The sequence below is a fragment of the Pseudoxanthomonas suwonensis 11-1 genome, assembly GCF_000185965.1.
Taxonomy (GTDB): domain Bacteria; phylum Pseudomonadota; class Gammaproteobacteria; order Xanthomonadales; family Xanthomonadaceae; genus Pseudoxanthomonas; species Pseudoxanthomonas suwonensis_A.
In genome coordinates this window covers 1,494,258-1,508,219 of record NC_014924.1, presented here as the reverse complement: position 1 = coordinate 1,508,219, position 13,962 = coordinate 1,494,258, and the positions used below count along the sequence as shown (strand labels likewise).

At 70.1% G+C, this 13,962-nt stretch carries 16 protein-coding genes; 8 read left to right on the top strand and 8 right to left on the bottom strand.

All coding sequences use genetic code 11. The features are described 5' to 3' along the window. Both PSESU_RS06910 and PSESU_RS06905 read right to left on the bottom strand, forming a co-directional pair. Positions 1 to 846: a DUF3298 and DUF4163 domain-containing protein gene (locus PSESU_RS06910; protein WP_013535043.1), complete on the bottom strand. Its 846-nt coding sequence runs from the start codon at positions 844 to 846 to the stop codon at positions 1 to 3. A 52-nt stretch (positions 847 to 898) separates the two neighbouring features. After that, positions 899 to 1,183 carry a GNAT family N-acetyltransferase gene (locus tag PSESU_RS06905; RefSeq protein ID WP_013535042.1) on the bottom strand — a complete coding sequence of 95 codons (285 nt, stop codon included), beginning with the start codon at positions 1,181 to 1,183 and terminating at the stop codon, positions 899 to 901. 130 nt (positions 1,184 to 1,313) lie between these two features. On the opposite strand from PSESU_RS06905, the gene PSESU_RS06900 reads away from it, so the two are divergent. After that, the gene (locus PSESU_RS06900) at positions 1,314 to 1,496 is read left to right on the top strand and encodes a hypothetical protein (RefSeq protein WP_013535041.1); all 183 of its coding nucleotides are present in this window, start codon (positions 1,314 to 1,316) and stop codon (positions 1,494 to 1,496) included. Between the two features lie 26 nt (positions 1,497 to 1,522). On the opposite strand, the gene PSESU_RS15675 is transcribed toward PSESU_RS06900, so the two are convergent. Next, positions 1,523 to 1,741, bottom strand: coding sequence for a hypothetical protein (locus PSESU_RS15675; protein WP_049782298.1), 219 nt, complete (start codon positions 1,739 to 1,741; stop codon positions 1,523 to 1,525). 73 nt (positions 1,742 to 1,814) lie between these two features. On the opposite strand from PSESU_RS15675, the gene PSESU_RS16130 reads away from it, so the two are divergent. Then, positions 1,815 to 2,525, top strand: coding sequence for a hypothetical protein (locus PSESU_RS16130; RefSeq protein WP_155942732.1), 711 nt, complete (start codon positions 1,815 to 1,817; stop codon positions 2,523 to 2,525). 46 nt (positions 2,526 to 2,571) lie between these two features. Here the strand turns inward: PSESU_RS16130 and PSESU_RS06890 are convergent, their stop codons facing one another. Next, positions 2,572 to 3,189 carry a rhomboid family intramembrane serine protease gene (locus tag PSESU_RS06890; protein WP_013535039.1) on the bottom strand — a complete coding sequence of 206 codons (618 nt, stop codon included), beginning with the start codon at positions 3,187 to 3,189 and terminating at the stop codon, positions 2,572 to 2,574. 9 nt (positions 3,190 to 3,198) lie between these two features. After that, entirely contained in the window at positions 3,199 to 4,761 is a 1,563-nt protein-coding gene (locus PSESU_RS06885; protein WP_013535038.1) for an oligopeptide:H+ symporter, read from the bottom strand. 129 nt (positions 4,762 to 4,890) lie between these two features. Between PSESU_RS06885 and PSESU_RS06880 the strand changes: the two genes are divergently transcribed. The 3 genes from PSESU_RS06880 to PSESU_RS15665 all read left to right on the top strand — a co-directional run bounded on the left by PSESU_RS06880 (position 4,891) and on the right by PSESU_RS15665 (position 7,786). After that, positions 4,891 to 6,669: a M14 family metallopeptidase gene (locus PSESU_RS06880; RefSeq protein WP_013535037.1), complete on the top strand. Its 1,779-nt coding sequence runs from the start codon at positions 4,891 to 4,893 to the stop codon at positions 6,667 to 6,669. Positions 6,670 to 6,776: 107 nt separating this feature from the next. After that, complete coding sequence (locus PSESU_RS06875; RefSeq protein WP_013535036.1) at positions 6,777 to 7,343, top strand: type 1 glutamine amidotransferase domain-containing protein; 567 nt, start codon at positions 6,777 to 6,779, stop codon at positions 7,341 to 7,343. Next, entirely contained in the window at positions 7,340 to 7,786 is a 447-nt protein-coding gene (locus tag PSESU_RS15665) for an MliC family protein (protein WP_013535035.1), read from the top strand. The genes PSESU_RS06875 and PSESU_RS15665 overlap by 4 nt, the downstream gene beginning before the upstream one ends. A gap of 66 nt (positions 7,787 to 7,852) precedes the next feature. Here PSESU_RS15665 and htpX read toward each other — a convergent pair whose 3' ends face one another. Continuing rightward, on the bottom strand, positions 7,853 to 8,728 hold the full coding sequence (gene htpX / locus PSESU_RS06865; protein WP_013535034.1) for a protease HtpX: 876 nt from the start codon (positions 8,726 to 8,728) through the stop codon (positions 7,853 to 7,855). 92 nt (positions 8,729 to 8,820) lie between these two features. Between htpX and gluQRS the strand changes: the two genes are divergently transcribed. The 3 genes from gluQRS to phaR all read left to right on the top strand — a co-directional run bounded on the left by gluQRS (position 8,821) and on the right by phaR (position 11,090). Beyond that, positions 8,821 to 9,744: a tRNA glutamyl-Q(34) synthetase GluQRS gene (gene gluQRS, locus PSESU_RS06860; protein ID WP_013535033.1), complete on the top strand. Its 924-nt coding sequence runs from the start codon at positions 8,821 to 8,823 to the stop codon at positions 9,742 to 9,744. 20 nt (positions 9,745 to 9,764) lie between these two features. Then, positions 9,765 to 10,505: a beta-ketoacyl-ACP reductase gene (locus PSESU_RS06855; RefSeq protein ID WP_013535032.1), complete on the top strand. Its 741-nt coding sequence runs from the start codon at positions 9,765 to 9,767 to the stop codon at positions 10,503 to 10,505. A gap of 87 nt (positions 10,506 to 10,592) precedes the next feature. Then, a complete protein-coding gene (gene phaR, locus PSESU_RS06850; protein ID WP_013535031.1) occupies positions 10,593 to 11,090 on the top strand; it encodes a polyhydroxyalkanoate synthesis repressor PhaR in 498 nt (165 codons plus the stop codon). Between the two features lie 18 nt (positions 11,091 to 11,108). Here phaR and PSESU_RS06845 read toward each other — a convergent pair whose 3' ends face one another. Continuing rightward, positions 11,109 to 11,996, bottom strand: a complete 888-nt coding sequence (locus PSESU_RS06845; protein WP_013535030.1) for a M48 family metallopeptidase — start codon at positions 11,994 to 11,996, stop codon at positions 11,109 to 11,111. Positions 11,997 to 12,015: 19 nt separating this feature from the next. Further along, positions 12,016 to 13,890 (bottom strand): formylglycine-generating enzyme family protein, encoded by a 1,875-nt coding sequence (locus PSESU_RS06840; protein ID WP_013535029.1) that lies wholly within the window; start codon positions 13,888 to 13,890, stop codon positions 12,016 to 12,018. Positions 13,891 to 13,962: the final 72 nt, after the last annotated feature.

The following is a 13,962-nucleotide window of genomic DNA, read 5'->3' as shown; positions in this document are numbered from 1 at the left end:
CTACTGCGCGAACAGCTCCCGGTACTCCCCGGCCACGTAAGGCAGCAGCGTAGCGGCCGGCACCTCGGCGTACTGTACCCCGTCCGCGTAGGGACCGACCTGGTAGGGGGGGAACACGAAGCGCAGGGCCGCGATCCGCCCGTCCGCGGCGGGCACCGGCTCGAACTGGGCGAAGTTCTCCGGATCGGCCCCGGTGCCCTCGTCGATCATGCGCAGCGCCGAGGAAAGCAGGTTCTTGCGCTCCTCCGGGCTCAGCGAGCCGTCGATCGCCCGGATCTGCGCCGAGGCGGCCAGCTGCTCGGACACCTGGCGGGCCACAACCTCCCAGCCGCGGGGATCCTGGACCAGACGGTCGGCGGTGAGCATCTCCTCGCGCCCGACCAGCCAGACGAAGCGCGCCACCAGCGGCTGGCCATGGGCGCCCCCGGTATAGACGCTGCCGTCGGCCGCCACCGCGATCACCTGCGGCGTCTGCAGCAGCAGGCGGAAACCCAGCGACAGGTCGTAGGGCACGGTCGGCGGGGCATCGAGGGATCCGACCGCATCCAGCAGTTCGGCGCGTGCGCCTTCGGCGTAGGCGTGCAGTGCGGCGGCCAGGCCCGGATGGGTGGACATGCCCGGCGGATAACTGATGCCGATCAGGTAGCGCGGATCGCGCTCCATCACGTCCTTCAGGTCCACCGGCGGCTGCGCCACGGGTGCGGCGGGATCCGGCTCCTGGCCGGCGGTGCCATCAGCGGTAGTGGCATCACCGGGCGCAGTGGCCGGTTCGTCGCGACAACCCGGCAAGGCAAGTGCGATCAGGAGCGGGAGGAGCAGGACGGTCCAGGTCCGGGGGCGGGTCATGCGTGCTTCCTTGGCGGGCGCCGTGGGGTCGCGCCCCGTGTGTTGCGTTGTTTCAGCCGGCGAGGGTGTCGGCGAATTCGGGATGTCGTGTCACCCAGGAAGCGGCATAGGAACAGGCCGGCACTACCCGCAGGCCCGCCCCGCGCGCATGTTCGAACGCGGTGCGCACCAGCTCCCCGGCGATGCCCCGGCCACCGATCGCCTCGGGAACCCAGGTGTGGTCGATCACCAGCAGCCCGCCATCAAGGCGATAGCTGAGCTCGGCGACCTCGCCTTCCACCTCGGTGCGGAAGCGGTGGGCGTTGGCGTCGTGGTGGATCTCGGGGTTGGTGGTCATCGGTCGCCCTGGACGTTGGACGGGCGCATTTTCACGTACCTGACTGCCAAGCCTGCGTGATGACTGCTTGCATACGCCCCTGACCTGAGGTTTGATTCAGCCAAGTGAAGAGTGCGCGAACAGGCGCCGCATGAGCACGACGAACCCGAAGCAACAGGCGCAGTGGAATCCCAGCGAGGCTTCCCTGCTCGAAGGCCTCTACCAGATGGCGGTGGACGGCCGCACCGAGACCACGGAGTGCGAACAGCTCGCCTCCGACGTCTACAGCCGCCTGGAAGCGAACTACCCCGACGAAGCGCCCGGCACCGCCTGAGGCGGCCGCCGGGCGCTGCCCTGCTCTCAGCGCTGGTCGCGCCGCCGCTGGTTGCGACGGTCCTGGATGCTGGCGCTGCCCTGGGTGGCCTTGGCCCGGGTTTCGGCCAGGTGCAGTTCGTTCTGGCGCACCGCCAGTTCGGGCGAGGCCTCGGTCGGCGCCGGAGCGGTGCCACCACCCTGCCCGCCCTCCAGCAGGCGCCATGCCGGGACCTGCCTGGCCTGCTCGTTGTGCGCCTCGAGCAACTCGTGCGTGCGCTGCAGCGCCTCCTCCGGCGTGGGCTTGCGCGGGCGGCGCGTACGACGGGCGCCATCGGGCTTGCCGCTGGCCGCCGCACGCGTCGCCTGGCCGATAGCCGGCTTGCGTGCCGTGGGCTTCGGCGCCGAAGTGTTGGCGGCAGTGCGCGTTCTCGTGGCCTTCGAAGCGGGCGCCTTCCTTGCCACGGTCTTCTTCGTGGCGGCCTTCTTCGCTACAACCTTCTTCGCTACGGCCTTCTTCGCCGCGGCTTTCTTCGTCGCGGCCTTCCTGGCGGTGGTCTTCCTGGCAGCAGACTTCGCGGCCGGCTTGTTCGCCGCTGCCGACTTGCTGGCAGTCGACGTCTTCTTCGCGGTCGCTTTCCTTGCCGGCGCTGCCTTCTTCGCCGCGGGCTTGCGGGTCGTAGCGGCCTTGCTGGCGGGTGACCTCCGTGCCGCGGTCGTCTTCGCCACGGCCTTCTTCGCCGGAGCCTTTCTGGTGGCACCTGTCGCGGCCTTGCGAGCCCCAGCCTTTCTCGCCGCGGTCGCGGTCGATTTCCTGGCGGCGCTCTTGCGTGCGGTACTACCGCTGGCCGCACTGGCTTTCTTCGCCACCGTAGTGCGGGACGCGCTGGCGGTCTTGCGCCTGGGCTCCGCGCTGTCAGCGCTGGCGCGGCTTGCGGTCTTCTTCGCGCTGCCGCGGGCGGATGTCCCGGGGCGCGAAGCGCGGGTGCCTGCCGGGGTGGCGGGCGTGCGGGCCTTGCGTGTCGCCATGGATGCCTCCGTCGCTGGGTGACCGGGGCAGGCTGGCACGCGCCGCATTCACGGCAGGTGATCCCCGCTCAGCCGAAGCGGGGGTTGAGCAGCTGCTGCCAGAACAGCTCCAGGACTTCCGGCGCCATCGCCACCATGAACAGCACGCCGTAGGCGGCGCCGGCCAGGTGCGCGCTGTGGTTGATGTTGCCGCCACCGCGGCGGTCCATCCAGATGCTGTAGCCGACGTAGAACACGGCGTAGACGATCGCCGGCATCGGCACGAAGAACACCAGGATCAGCGACCACGGCTTGACCATGATGAAGGCGAACAGCACCGCCGACACCGCGCCCGACGCCCCCAGGCTGAAGTAGCGCGGGTTGCCGATGTTCTTCAGGTAGCTGGGCAGGATCGCCACCACGATCGCCGACAGGTAGAACAGCAGGAAGGTCAACCGGCTGCCGGTGATGCCCGTCATCAGCCGCTCGATCAGGCCACCGAAGAAGAACAGGGTGAACATGTTGAACAGCAGGTGCGGGAAATCCGCATGCAGGAAACCATGGGTCAGCAGGCGCCAGTACTCGCGCTGCCGCGCGACCGCCGGCGGCCACAGGATCATGCGGTCCAGCAGGCGGCGGTCGCTGAAGGCCCGCCACGACACCAGTGCGGTGATGGCGATCAGGGCCAGGGTCACGGGTTGCAGCATCGGTGCTCCTCAGGCGGCGGCGCGGTAGTTGTCGACCATGCGGTAACTGCGCGCGTACATGCCGAACACCAGGGCGGCGACCAGGGCGAACACGGCGAAGAAGAACATCTGGAAGGCGGTGGTGCTGAGCCCGGTCGTGGCGATGCTGCCGGTGACCGTGTCGTTGCGCACCGCAGCGTTGGCCAGCAGCACCCACAGGTTGCCGATGGTGGTGGTCAGGTTCCAGAAGCTCATGACCACGCCCTTCATCGCCGCCGGCGCCTGGCTGTAGGCGAACTCCAGGCCGGTGGCCGAGACCAGCACCTCGCCGAAGGTCAGCAGCGCGTACGGCAGCACCTGCCAGACGATGGACATCGGCTCGCCACCATCCATCACCACCTGGATGCCGCCGATCACGATCCAGGCCAGGCCGCTGAAGGCGATGCCCGCGGTCATCCGGCGCAGCGCGGTGGGCTCCCAGCCGAAGCGGCGCAGCGCCGGGTACAGCACCAGGTTGTTGAACGGGATCAGGATCATCACCAGCGCCGGGTTCAGTGCCTGCATCTGCGAGGACACGAACCATTCCGGCTTGGTCATCTCGTTGCCCTGGATCACCCAGGTGGAGGCCTTCTGGTCGAACAGCGAGAAGAACGGCGTGGTCAGGGCGAAGATCACCAGCACCCGCAGCACCGAACGCGCACCGTCCACCGCCTCGTCCGGATGCACGCCACGCGCGCGCTCCAGCTGCATCCAGGCACCGCCGCCGACGCCTGCCAGCAGCACCACCAGCGCAACGCAGAACGAGATCACGAAGCCCAGGGAGGGCATGAGGCCAAACGAGGCCACCGCCAGTGCCACGCCAATCCAGGCCAGCCACAGGCCGGCCCTGCCCTGCCCCGGCGCCTGCGCCAGCAGCGCGGTACGGATGACCCGGGAGAAGGCGTGCTGGTCCACCACCCGCTGCGGCGGCACCAGCACGTAGCGCTTGCGACCCAGCCAGAACACCAGGGTGGCCACGAACATCAGCAGGCCGGGAATGCCGAACGCCACCGAGGGACCGAAGTTCTTCAGGAACAGCGGCATCAGCAGCGAGGCGAACAGCGAACCGAAGTTGATGATCCAGTAAAAGGCGTCGAACACGACCCGCGCCAGGTGCTTGTTCGTCCTGTCGAACTGGTCGCCCATGAACGAGGCCACCAGCGGCTTGATGCCGCCGGCACCCAGCGCGATCAGGCCCAGGCCGGTGAAGAAGCCGGCGCGGTTGTCCTCGAACAGCGCCAGGCAGGCATGGCCGGCGCAGTACACCAGGGAGAACCAGAGGATCGTGTTGTACTTGCCGAAGAAGCGGTCGGACAGCCAGCCGCCCAGCAGCGGGAAGAAGTACACCCCGATCATGAAGCTGTGCATCAGGTCCTTGGCGGCCAGCTCCCGCTCCTGCCCGGCCATGATGTGCTGCAGCAGGGTCGAGGTGATCAGGAACTGCACCAGGATGTTGCGCATCCCGTAGAAGCTGAAGCGCTCGCAGGCCTCGTTGCCGATGATGAAGGGGATCTGCCGGGGCATGCGCCCCTGTCCGGCGGTGGTCGTGCTCATCCCGGGTACCGTCACAAAAGAAACGGAGGGTACCTGATCCCGCATCGCGGCCGGTACCCGAGGGGATCGTGCGGCTGCCGCGACCAGACGCCGCTGGCATCATGTCCGCTTTCCGCCCTGGCCCGATCAATGACGCTCCGCTCCCGCCTGCTCCTGGCCTGCCTGCTCGCCGCCACGCCCGCCCTGCCCGCCTCCGCCCAGCCCGTCGAGCCGCTGGCCACGGTGGCCGAGCGCTCCGGCTTCCTGCGCACCGGCCGCTACGACGAGGTCCCGGCCCTGGCAGGCGCGTTCCAGCAGCGCTGGCCCGACCGGGTCCGCGCCCTGCAGTTCGGCACCACGCCCGAGGGCCGGCCGATGCAGCTGCTGGTGGTCACCGCGACCGGTGCGTTCGATCCCGCCGAGGCCCGCCGCCGCAAGCTGCCGGTGGTGCTGGTCCAGGGTGGCATCCACGCCGGCGAGGTGGACGGCAAGGACGCGGGCTTCCTGGCCCTGCGCGAGGTGCTGGAAGGCAAGGCGGCGCCTGGCGTGCTGGACAAGGTGGTGTGGCTGTTCGTGCCGGTGTTCAACGTCGATGGCCACGAGCGCTTCGGCGCGTGGAACCGTCCCAACCAGCGCGGCCCGGAGGAAACCGGCTGGCGCACCACGGCCCAGGGCTACAACCTCAACCGCGACTACCTGAAGGCAGATTCGCCCGAGATGCAGGCCATGCTGGCCCTGGTGCGCGAATGGGATCCGCTGGCGATGGTCGACCTGCACGCCACCGACGGCGCCCAGTTCGAGCACGACGTCTCCATCCAGGTCGAGCCGCTGCATTCCGGCGATGCGGTCCTGCGCAAGGCCGGCCGCCGGTGGCGCGACGCGGTGATCGCCGACCTGGCGAAGGCCGGCTCGCTGCCGCTGGACTTCTATCCCTCGTTCCTGGTCGAGGACGACCCCTCCACCGGGTTCGCCGACGACGTGCCGCCGCCGCGCTTCTCCCACGGCTATTTCGTGCTGCGCAACCGCCTGGGCATGCTGGTCGAGACCCATTCCTGGCGCACCTATCCCGAGCGCGTGCGCACCACCCGCAACACCGTGGTCGCGGTGCTGGAGCAGATCGCCCGGCATGGCGCACGCTGGCGTGCCGAGGCCGATGCCGCCGATGCGCGCGCCGCGCGCCTGGCTGGCAAGGTCGAGGCGCTGGCCTGGGATGCCACCGACGCGACCCGTACGATCGATTTCCGCGGCTACGCCTACGCCCGCACGCCGTCGGACGTATCCGGCGCGCTGATGACCCGCTACGACGAGACCACCCCGCAGGTCTGGAAGCTGCCGCTGCGCTACCAGCTGGTACCCAGCGTGGAAGTCAAGGTGCCGGCGGGGGGCTACCTGGTGCCGCCGGCATGGGCGGCGCAGGTGCAGCGCGTGCTGGACACCCACGGCGTGCAGTACCGGCGACTGGACCAGCCGCTCGAAGGCGTGGAGGCCGATGCCTTCCGCGCCACCATGATCGGTTTTGCCGACGGATCGTTCGAGGGCCGCCAAGGCCTGCAACTGCAGGGCGACTGGCAGCGCGAGCGCCATGACGTGCGCGCCGGCGCACTGTACGTGCCGGTCGCGCAACCGCTGGCCCGCGTGGTGCTGGCGCTGCTCGAGCCACGGGCGCCGGACTCGCTGGTGGCCTGGGGCAGCTTCAACAACGCCTTCGAGCGCAAGGAGTACATGGAGGACTACGTCGCCGAACAGGTCGCGCGGGAGATGCTGCGCGATCCGGCGGTGCGCGGCGAATTCGAGCGGCGCCTGGCCGAAGACGAGGCCTTCGCGGCCGACCCGGCGGCGCGGCTGGAGTTCTTCTACCGCCGGCATCCAGCCTGGGACCAGCGCCATGGCCTGTACCCGGTGCTGCGGCTGGAGCAGGCGCCGCGCTGAGGCTGAACGACGGTCGGCGCTTAATGTTTCGACCACGCCACCTTCGCGCCTGCGGCGCAGGGTGGCACCTATCGTGGGCGCTCCCCATTCCCCCGCAAGGAGCCCCCATGAGCAAGCTTTCCGGCAAGCGCGTCGCCATCCTGGCCAGCAACGGTTTCGAGGAATCCGAACTGCTCGAGCCGTTGCGCGCCCTGCGCGAGAGCGGCGCCGAGGTCGACGTGGTGTCGCCCGAGAAGGGCTCGATCCAGGGCATGCGCCACTTCGACAAGGGCGAGAAGGTCGACGTCGACCAGGCCCTGGCCGATGCCGACGCCTCCGACTACGACGCCCTGGTGATCCCGGGCGGCCTGTTCAATCCGGACGCCCTGCGCGCAGACGACAACGCCGTCCGCTTCACCCGCGCCTTCTTCCAGGCAGGCAAGCCGGTCGGCGCGATCTGCCATGGCCCCTGGGTGCTGGTGAATGCCGACGTGGTGGGCAAGCGCGAGCTGACCTCGGTGCAGAACATCCAGCGCGACCTGGAGAACGCCGGCGCCCGCTGGGTCGACCGCGAGGTCGTGGTCGACCAGGGCCTGGTCACCAGCCGCACCCCCGACGACCTGCCGGCCTTCTGCTCCAAGCTGGTCGAGGAAATCGCCGAAGGTCGCCACAAGGGCCAGGAGCGTTCCGCATGAACAGATCCATCCATGCCATCGCCCCGCTGCTGATGGTGGTGGCGCTGGCGGCGTGCCAGCGCGACGCGGAACCGGGAGAGCCGGCCACCGACCCCGGCGCCGCACCGCCCCCGGCCGGCGATGCGGCGGCGGTAACCGCTGGCGATCCCTCCAGCGCCGAGCTCGATCCGGCCATGTCCGGCGCGATCAACGAAGACATCGTCCAGAGCGCCTTCCAGTGCGGCGAACAGCGCCTCTCCGCGCGTTTCGACAATGGCGCCGGCACCGTCACCCTGGTCCATGACCGCGGCGAACTGGTGCTGATGCAGGCGCGCTCCGCTTCCGGCGCGCGCTACGCGGACGCCAACGGCAACGAATTCTGGAACAAGGGCAACGAAGCCACCCTGACCCAGTCCGGCCAGGAGCCGGTGCAGTGCCAGCAGGTTCCCGGCGCTGCCGGCTGACCCGTGCCGCGGCCTGCAACGGAAACGGCCCGCCATTGGCGGGCCGTTTGCTTCCGGTCGACCGGATCAGGCCGCGGTCGAGGCGCGCAGCGCCGCGATCCGCTCCGCCAGCGGCGGATGGCTCAGGAACAGCCTGCGCAGGCCCTCGCCGATGCCGCCGGAGATACCGAAGGCGGCGATCTGGTTCGGCAGCGTGCTCTGGCCATGGTTGAGCGAGAGCCGCTCCAGCGCGGCGATCATCTTGTGGCGACCGGCCAGCTGCGCGCCGCCGGCGTCGGCGCGGAACTCGCGGCGACGCGAGAACCACATCGCGATCATGGTCGCGAACAGGCCGAACACCATCTCCAGCACCAGCACGATCGCGAAGTAGGCCATGCCGCGGCCCTCGCCCTCGCGGTTGCCGGACAGGTAGGTGTCGACGATGCCGCCGACCACGCGCGCAAGCACGATCACGAAGGTATTGAGCACGCCCTGCAGCAGGGCCATGGTCACCATGTCGCCGTTGGCCACGTGCGCGACCTCGTGGCCCAGCACGGCCTCGGCCTCGTCGGCGCTCATGTTGCGCAGCAGGCCGGTGGACACCGCCACCAGCGCATTGTTGCGGTTGGCGCCGGTGGCGAAGGCGTTGATCTCCGGCGCGTCGTACACCGCCACCTCGGGCATGCCGATGCCGGCGGCCTCGGCCTGGCGGCGCACCGTCTGCAGCAGCCAGCGCTCGGCCTCGTTGCGCGGCTGGGTGATGACCTGGGCGCCGGTGGCGCGCTTGGCCATCCACTTGGAAGTCAGCAGCGAAATCAGCGAGCCGCCAAAGCCGAACATGGCGCCCAGCACCAGCAGGCCGGCCATCTGGTCGGGGCTGACGCCCAGCAGCGACATCACGATGCTGGCCAGGAACAGCACCGCGAGGTTGGTGGCAAGGAACAGGGCGATACGGCTGAACACTCTGCAGGCTCCGGGATTGTTCGTTGGGGACATCCGGCAGATGGATGCCGCCACCCTTGAAATCAAGCCCGCCGCGCCGCGACCATGCGCCGATGGCGCAAGAATCCCAGGCATCCGACGTTCCCTACCGCGGCCGCTTCGCACCCTCGCCCACCGGGCCGCTGCACGCCGGATCGCTGGTCGCCGCGCTGGGCAGCTGGCTGCTGGCGCGGGTCGCCGGTGGCCAGTGGCTGGTGCGCATCGAAGACGTGGACCGCCCGCGCGAAGTGCCCGGCGCGGCCGATGCGCAGCTGGCCGCGCTGGCCGCGTTCGGCATGGAGTCCGACCTGCCGGTGGTGCGGCAGAGCGACCGCGGCGCGATCTATCGGGATGCGCTCGACCGCCTGCTCGCCTCGGGCATGGCCTTCCCCTGTTCCTGCAGCCGCAGCGAGCTGGCCGCCGCCGGCGGTATCCATCGCCGCTGCGTCACCACCGTGCCCCGACCGCATCCGGCGGTGCGGCTGCGGGTGGCCGATGGCAGCCGTGTGGAATTCGAGGACGGCCTGCAGGGACGCTACGCCCAGGACGTGGACCGCGCGGTCGGCGACTTCGTGCTGCTGCGCGCCGACGGCTTCTGGGCCTACCAGCTGGCGGTGGTGGTCGACGACGCCGAACAGGGCGTCACCGATGTGGTGCGTGGCGCCGACCTGCTCGACTCCACCCCGCGCCAGATCCTGCTCCAGCGCGCGCTCGGCCTGCCCACCCCGCGCTACCTGCACCTGCCGCTGCTGCTGGATGCCGACGGCCACAAACTGTCCAAGTCCAGCGCCGCGCTGCCCGTGGATCCGGCGGATCCGGTTCCTGCACTGCAACATTGCTGGTCCCTGCTCGGACAGGACCCGGCACCATTACGGGGCCAGAACAAGGTCGACGCACTACTTCGGCGCGCGATCATGCACTTCGAGCGTGCACGGCTTCCGGCGCGCTTGCACTTTCACGAAGCGCTCACTACAACTGGCCCGGAACTGTCTGAATAGCCGAGCCGGCAAGGAACCCCATGAGCAGTCGCGTCGCACTTGTCACTGGTGGCACCGGCGGAATTGGTACCGCTATCTGCAAACGCCTGGCGGACATGGGCCACCGGGTCGCGACCAACTACCGCAACGAGGAAAAGGCCCGCGCCTGGCAGCAGCAGATGAAGGCCGAGGGTTATGACATCACCCTCGTCCCCGGCGACGTCGGCACCCCGGAAGGCGCCGCTGACCTCGTGCGCGGCGTCGAGCAGGCGCTGGGTCCGGTCGAGATCCTGGTCAACAACGCCGGCATCACCCGCGACACGACCTTCCACCGCATGACCGCCGAGCAGTGGCACGAGGTCATCAACACCAACCTCAACTCGGTGTTCAACGTCACCCGTCCGGTCATCGACGGCATGCGCGAGCGCAAGTGGGGCCGGGTCATCCAGATCAGCTCGATCAACGGCCTGAAAGGCCAGTACGGCCAGGCCAACTACGCCGCCGCCAAGGCCGGCATGCACGGCTTCACCATTTCGCTGGCGCGCGAGAACGCCCGCCTGGGCATCACCGTCAACACCGTGTCCCCCGGCTACGTGGCCACCGACATGGTCATGGCGGTGCCGGAGGAGGTCCGCGCCAAGATCGTGGCCGACATCCCCACCGGCCGCCTGGGCCGTCCGGAGGAGATCGCCTACGCGGTCGGCTTCCTGGTCGCCGAGGAAGCGGCCTGGATCACCGGCTCCAACCTGGACATCAACGGCGGCCACCACATGGGCTGGTAGCCCACCGGCAGGACGGACGGCAGTTGCAAGCGGTGCTGCAGTGCGCCATGCTCGGGTACACATTGAAACCCCGAGTGAGCGCTCTAGATGGCTGCCACCCGCATCATCAAGAAGTACCCGAACCGCCGGCTGTACGACACCGAGATTTCCAGCTACATCACCATCGAGGACGTGCGCCAGCTCATCCTCGACGGGGAGTCCTTCGAGGTCCGTGACGCCAAGAGCGGCGAGGACCTGACCCGTTCGGTCCTGCTGCAGATCATCGCCGAGCAGGAACAGGACGGCGAGCCGATGCTCTCCACCCAGCTGCTGAGCCAGATCATCCGTTTCTACGGCGACTCGCTGCAGGGCTTCATGGGCAACTACCTCGAGCGCAGCATGCAGCTGTTCCTCGAGCAGCAGCAGACCTTCCGCCAGCAGATGGGGAACCTGCTGGGCCAGACCCCATGGACGGCCATGAACCAGCTGACCGAGCGCAACCTCGAGCTGTGGCAGGAATTCCAGCGTGGGCTGGCCGGCAGCCTGGGCCGCCCGACCGGCCGCCCCGACACCACGACTCCGCCGCCCGGCAAGCCGCGCCGCTGAGTGCAACGACTGCCGGCATCACTGCCGGCAGAACTTCTCCCGGTACTCCATCGCCCTGGGCATCAGTGCCTGCAGGGTCTGGATGCGCGTGCCCGGATTGGGATGGGTGGAGGCGAACTCCGGCGGCGCCTCGCCGCCGCTGGCGGACATCCGCTCCCACAGCCCGATCGCCTCGTTGGGGTCGTAGCAGGCCGCCGCCGCCAGCATCAGCCCGACCTCGTCGGCCTGGGTTTCGTGGCTGCGCGCGTAGGGCAGCAGGTAGCCGTAGCCCATCGCCGCCATCACCATCTGCTGCTGTTGCGGATCCAGGCCGCCGGCGGCACCGGCCATCTGCCCGATCTGGGTCAGCTTCTGCTGGCTCATGCGCTGGGCGCCATGGCGCAACAGCGCATGGGCGATCTCGTGGCCCATCACCACTGCCAGCGCGTCCTCGCTCTGGGCCACCGGGAACAGGCCGGTGTAGACCGCCATCTTCCCGCCCGGCAGGCAGAAGGCATTGGCCTGGTCGGACTGGATCACGTTGACGTCCCAGTCGAACTGCTGCCAGTGGGTGGGCGCTTCCAGGCCGTGCCCGGCCGCCAGCTCCGCAGTGACCTCGTCGACCTTGTCGATCAGCCGCTGCGCGATGCGCGTGACCTGCTGCGCCGCCGGATCCGAGCGTGGCAGCGGCGGCTCCTGGCCGAGGATCTCCTCGTAGGCCTGCAGGCCCAGCGCGCGTTCCTGCTCGGGGCCGAGGTTGCTGTCGATCAGCACCGTCTCGCCGGTGTAGGGGTCCTGGGTGCGGTTGGACAGGTAGTAGCAGCCTCCGTAGACCAGGAAGCCAAGCACCACCAGTATCCGCAACCCGCCACCGAAGCCACCGCCACGCCTGCGGGTCGTCTGCCCGCGTTGTGGATCCATGCGCATCGCCTGTCCCTCTCCCTAGTCAGATACCACGCACCACGCGGAAGCCGATGCGCGCGCTGGTCACGTCCGAATCCACCCGCAGGCGGAACGCCGCCCGGGTCTGGGCCGGCGAGCCTGCCCAGGAACCGCCGCGCACCACGCGCGCGCGGCACCCGGGGTTGAACCAGGCGGCACCGTCGGCCGGGGCGCGTTTGTAGCTCGCGTGCCAGCAGTCGGCAACCCATTCGGCGACATTGCCGGCCATGTCGTGAAGGCCCCATGCATTGGGCTTGAAGCGTCCGGCCGGGGCCACGCCCCAGTAGCCGTCGCCATAGCCGACGAAGGCGTTGTTCCAGGTCCGGCCGCTGGGCGACATGTCGTTACCGCCGGTGAAGTTGCCGCTGTCCGGCGGCGGCACGCCGGCGTCGCCCCAGGGATAGCGGCCCGGGTTGCCGGCACGCATGGCGTACTCGAACTCGGCCTCGCTGGGCAGCCGGTAGTGGCGCCCGGTCTGCTCCGAAAGCCAGGCCGCGTAGGCCTCGGCGTCGCGCACGCTGACGTGCAGCACCGGATCGCCAGGCCCGGCCGGGCGGCCGTCGTAGCCGGAACGCCAGTCCACCCCGCTGCGGCGCACGAAGTTGCCGCTGCGCTCGTCGTAGACCAGCGAGTTGCCGCGCCGGGTGGCGCGCGGGCGGGCGCCGGCGGAGGCCACGAAGCGGCCGAACTCGGCCACCGTCACCTCGGTCAGGGACATGGCGAAGCCGCGGTTGAAGCGCACGTAGTGGGCCGGCTTCTCGGCGTCCGAAGCCAGCGGATCGGTCTCTTCCGCGCCCATGCGGAAGCCGCCGTGCGGCACCACCACCATCTGCGGGCCGCGGCTGCCGTCTGCCAGGGCGTCGGTGAACACCTGGCCGGGACGGAACGGGCCGTAGTAGGTCACCAGGTCGATGCGCTCGCGCAGGTTGGCCGCCACCGGATCGCCCGGGTGGGCGATGCGCAGCACCTCGGCCAGGCGCACGCGGGCGTCGCGCAGGCCGTTGGGGCGCAGCAGGTCGCGCAGCGCGGCATCGCGCAGGCCGGCGATGTTGCGCGCGCGCTGGGCCTCGATCCGCGCCCGCGCATCGGCGACCGCGCCTGCCCCGTCGCCGCGCACGCTGGCGGCCTGGTCCAGCCAGCGCCCGGCGGCATCGAACTCCACCGCGTCGGCGGCGGACTGGGCGCGGTCGATCAGGGCGCTCTCGACCGCCGCCAGGCCCTGGCGCGCGTCGCGGTGGCCCGGCGACAGCGCCAGCGCCTCCTGGAACCAGCCCAGCGCTCCGCTGCCATCCAGCACTCCGGCGCGCAGGTCCTCGCGGCCGGCATGGACCAGGGCCGCGGCCCGCCGCGCCAGTTCCACCCGCGCCTGCAGCTCGCGCACCTTGGCATCGTCGGTCGCCAGCGCGCGCGCCACCGCGGCCAGGGCCACGGCCTGGGCCAGGGCGCCGGACTGCGGGTCGATCGCGGCCGCGTCCAGTGCGCGGTCGGCCGCGGCCAGCACCGCCGCGGTGGTACGGCGCAGGCCGTCGCGGGCCAGGCGGTCGTCGCCATCGCTGCGCACCAGGGCCAGGTAGATCGGCGCGGCGGCCTCCGCGTCCTCGTACAGGTCGCCCCGGCGCAGCGCGGCCTCGGCCTGGCGGCGCAGGGCGGCGCGATCGGTGTCGTCGTCGATCGGGACCTCGGGCGGGGTCCAGGCCTCGACCACCTGGGCGCTCTCGTCGCCGCTGACGGTCACGCTGGGCAGGGAGATATCCAGCTTCGACGCCGGCGCCCCGTCCGCGGCCGCCGCGTCGCCGGGCTCCGGCGGCTGCGGACCGCCGCAGGCCACCAGGCCCACCAGCACTCCCGTCCACAGCAATGCCCGGCCACTCGCGCGCAAGACGCCTCCCTTGAAGAAACCATGCCGCCCATGGGCGGGTTTGCCGTTAGGCTATCCCAGCCAATACGCGCA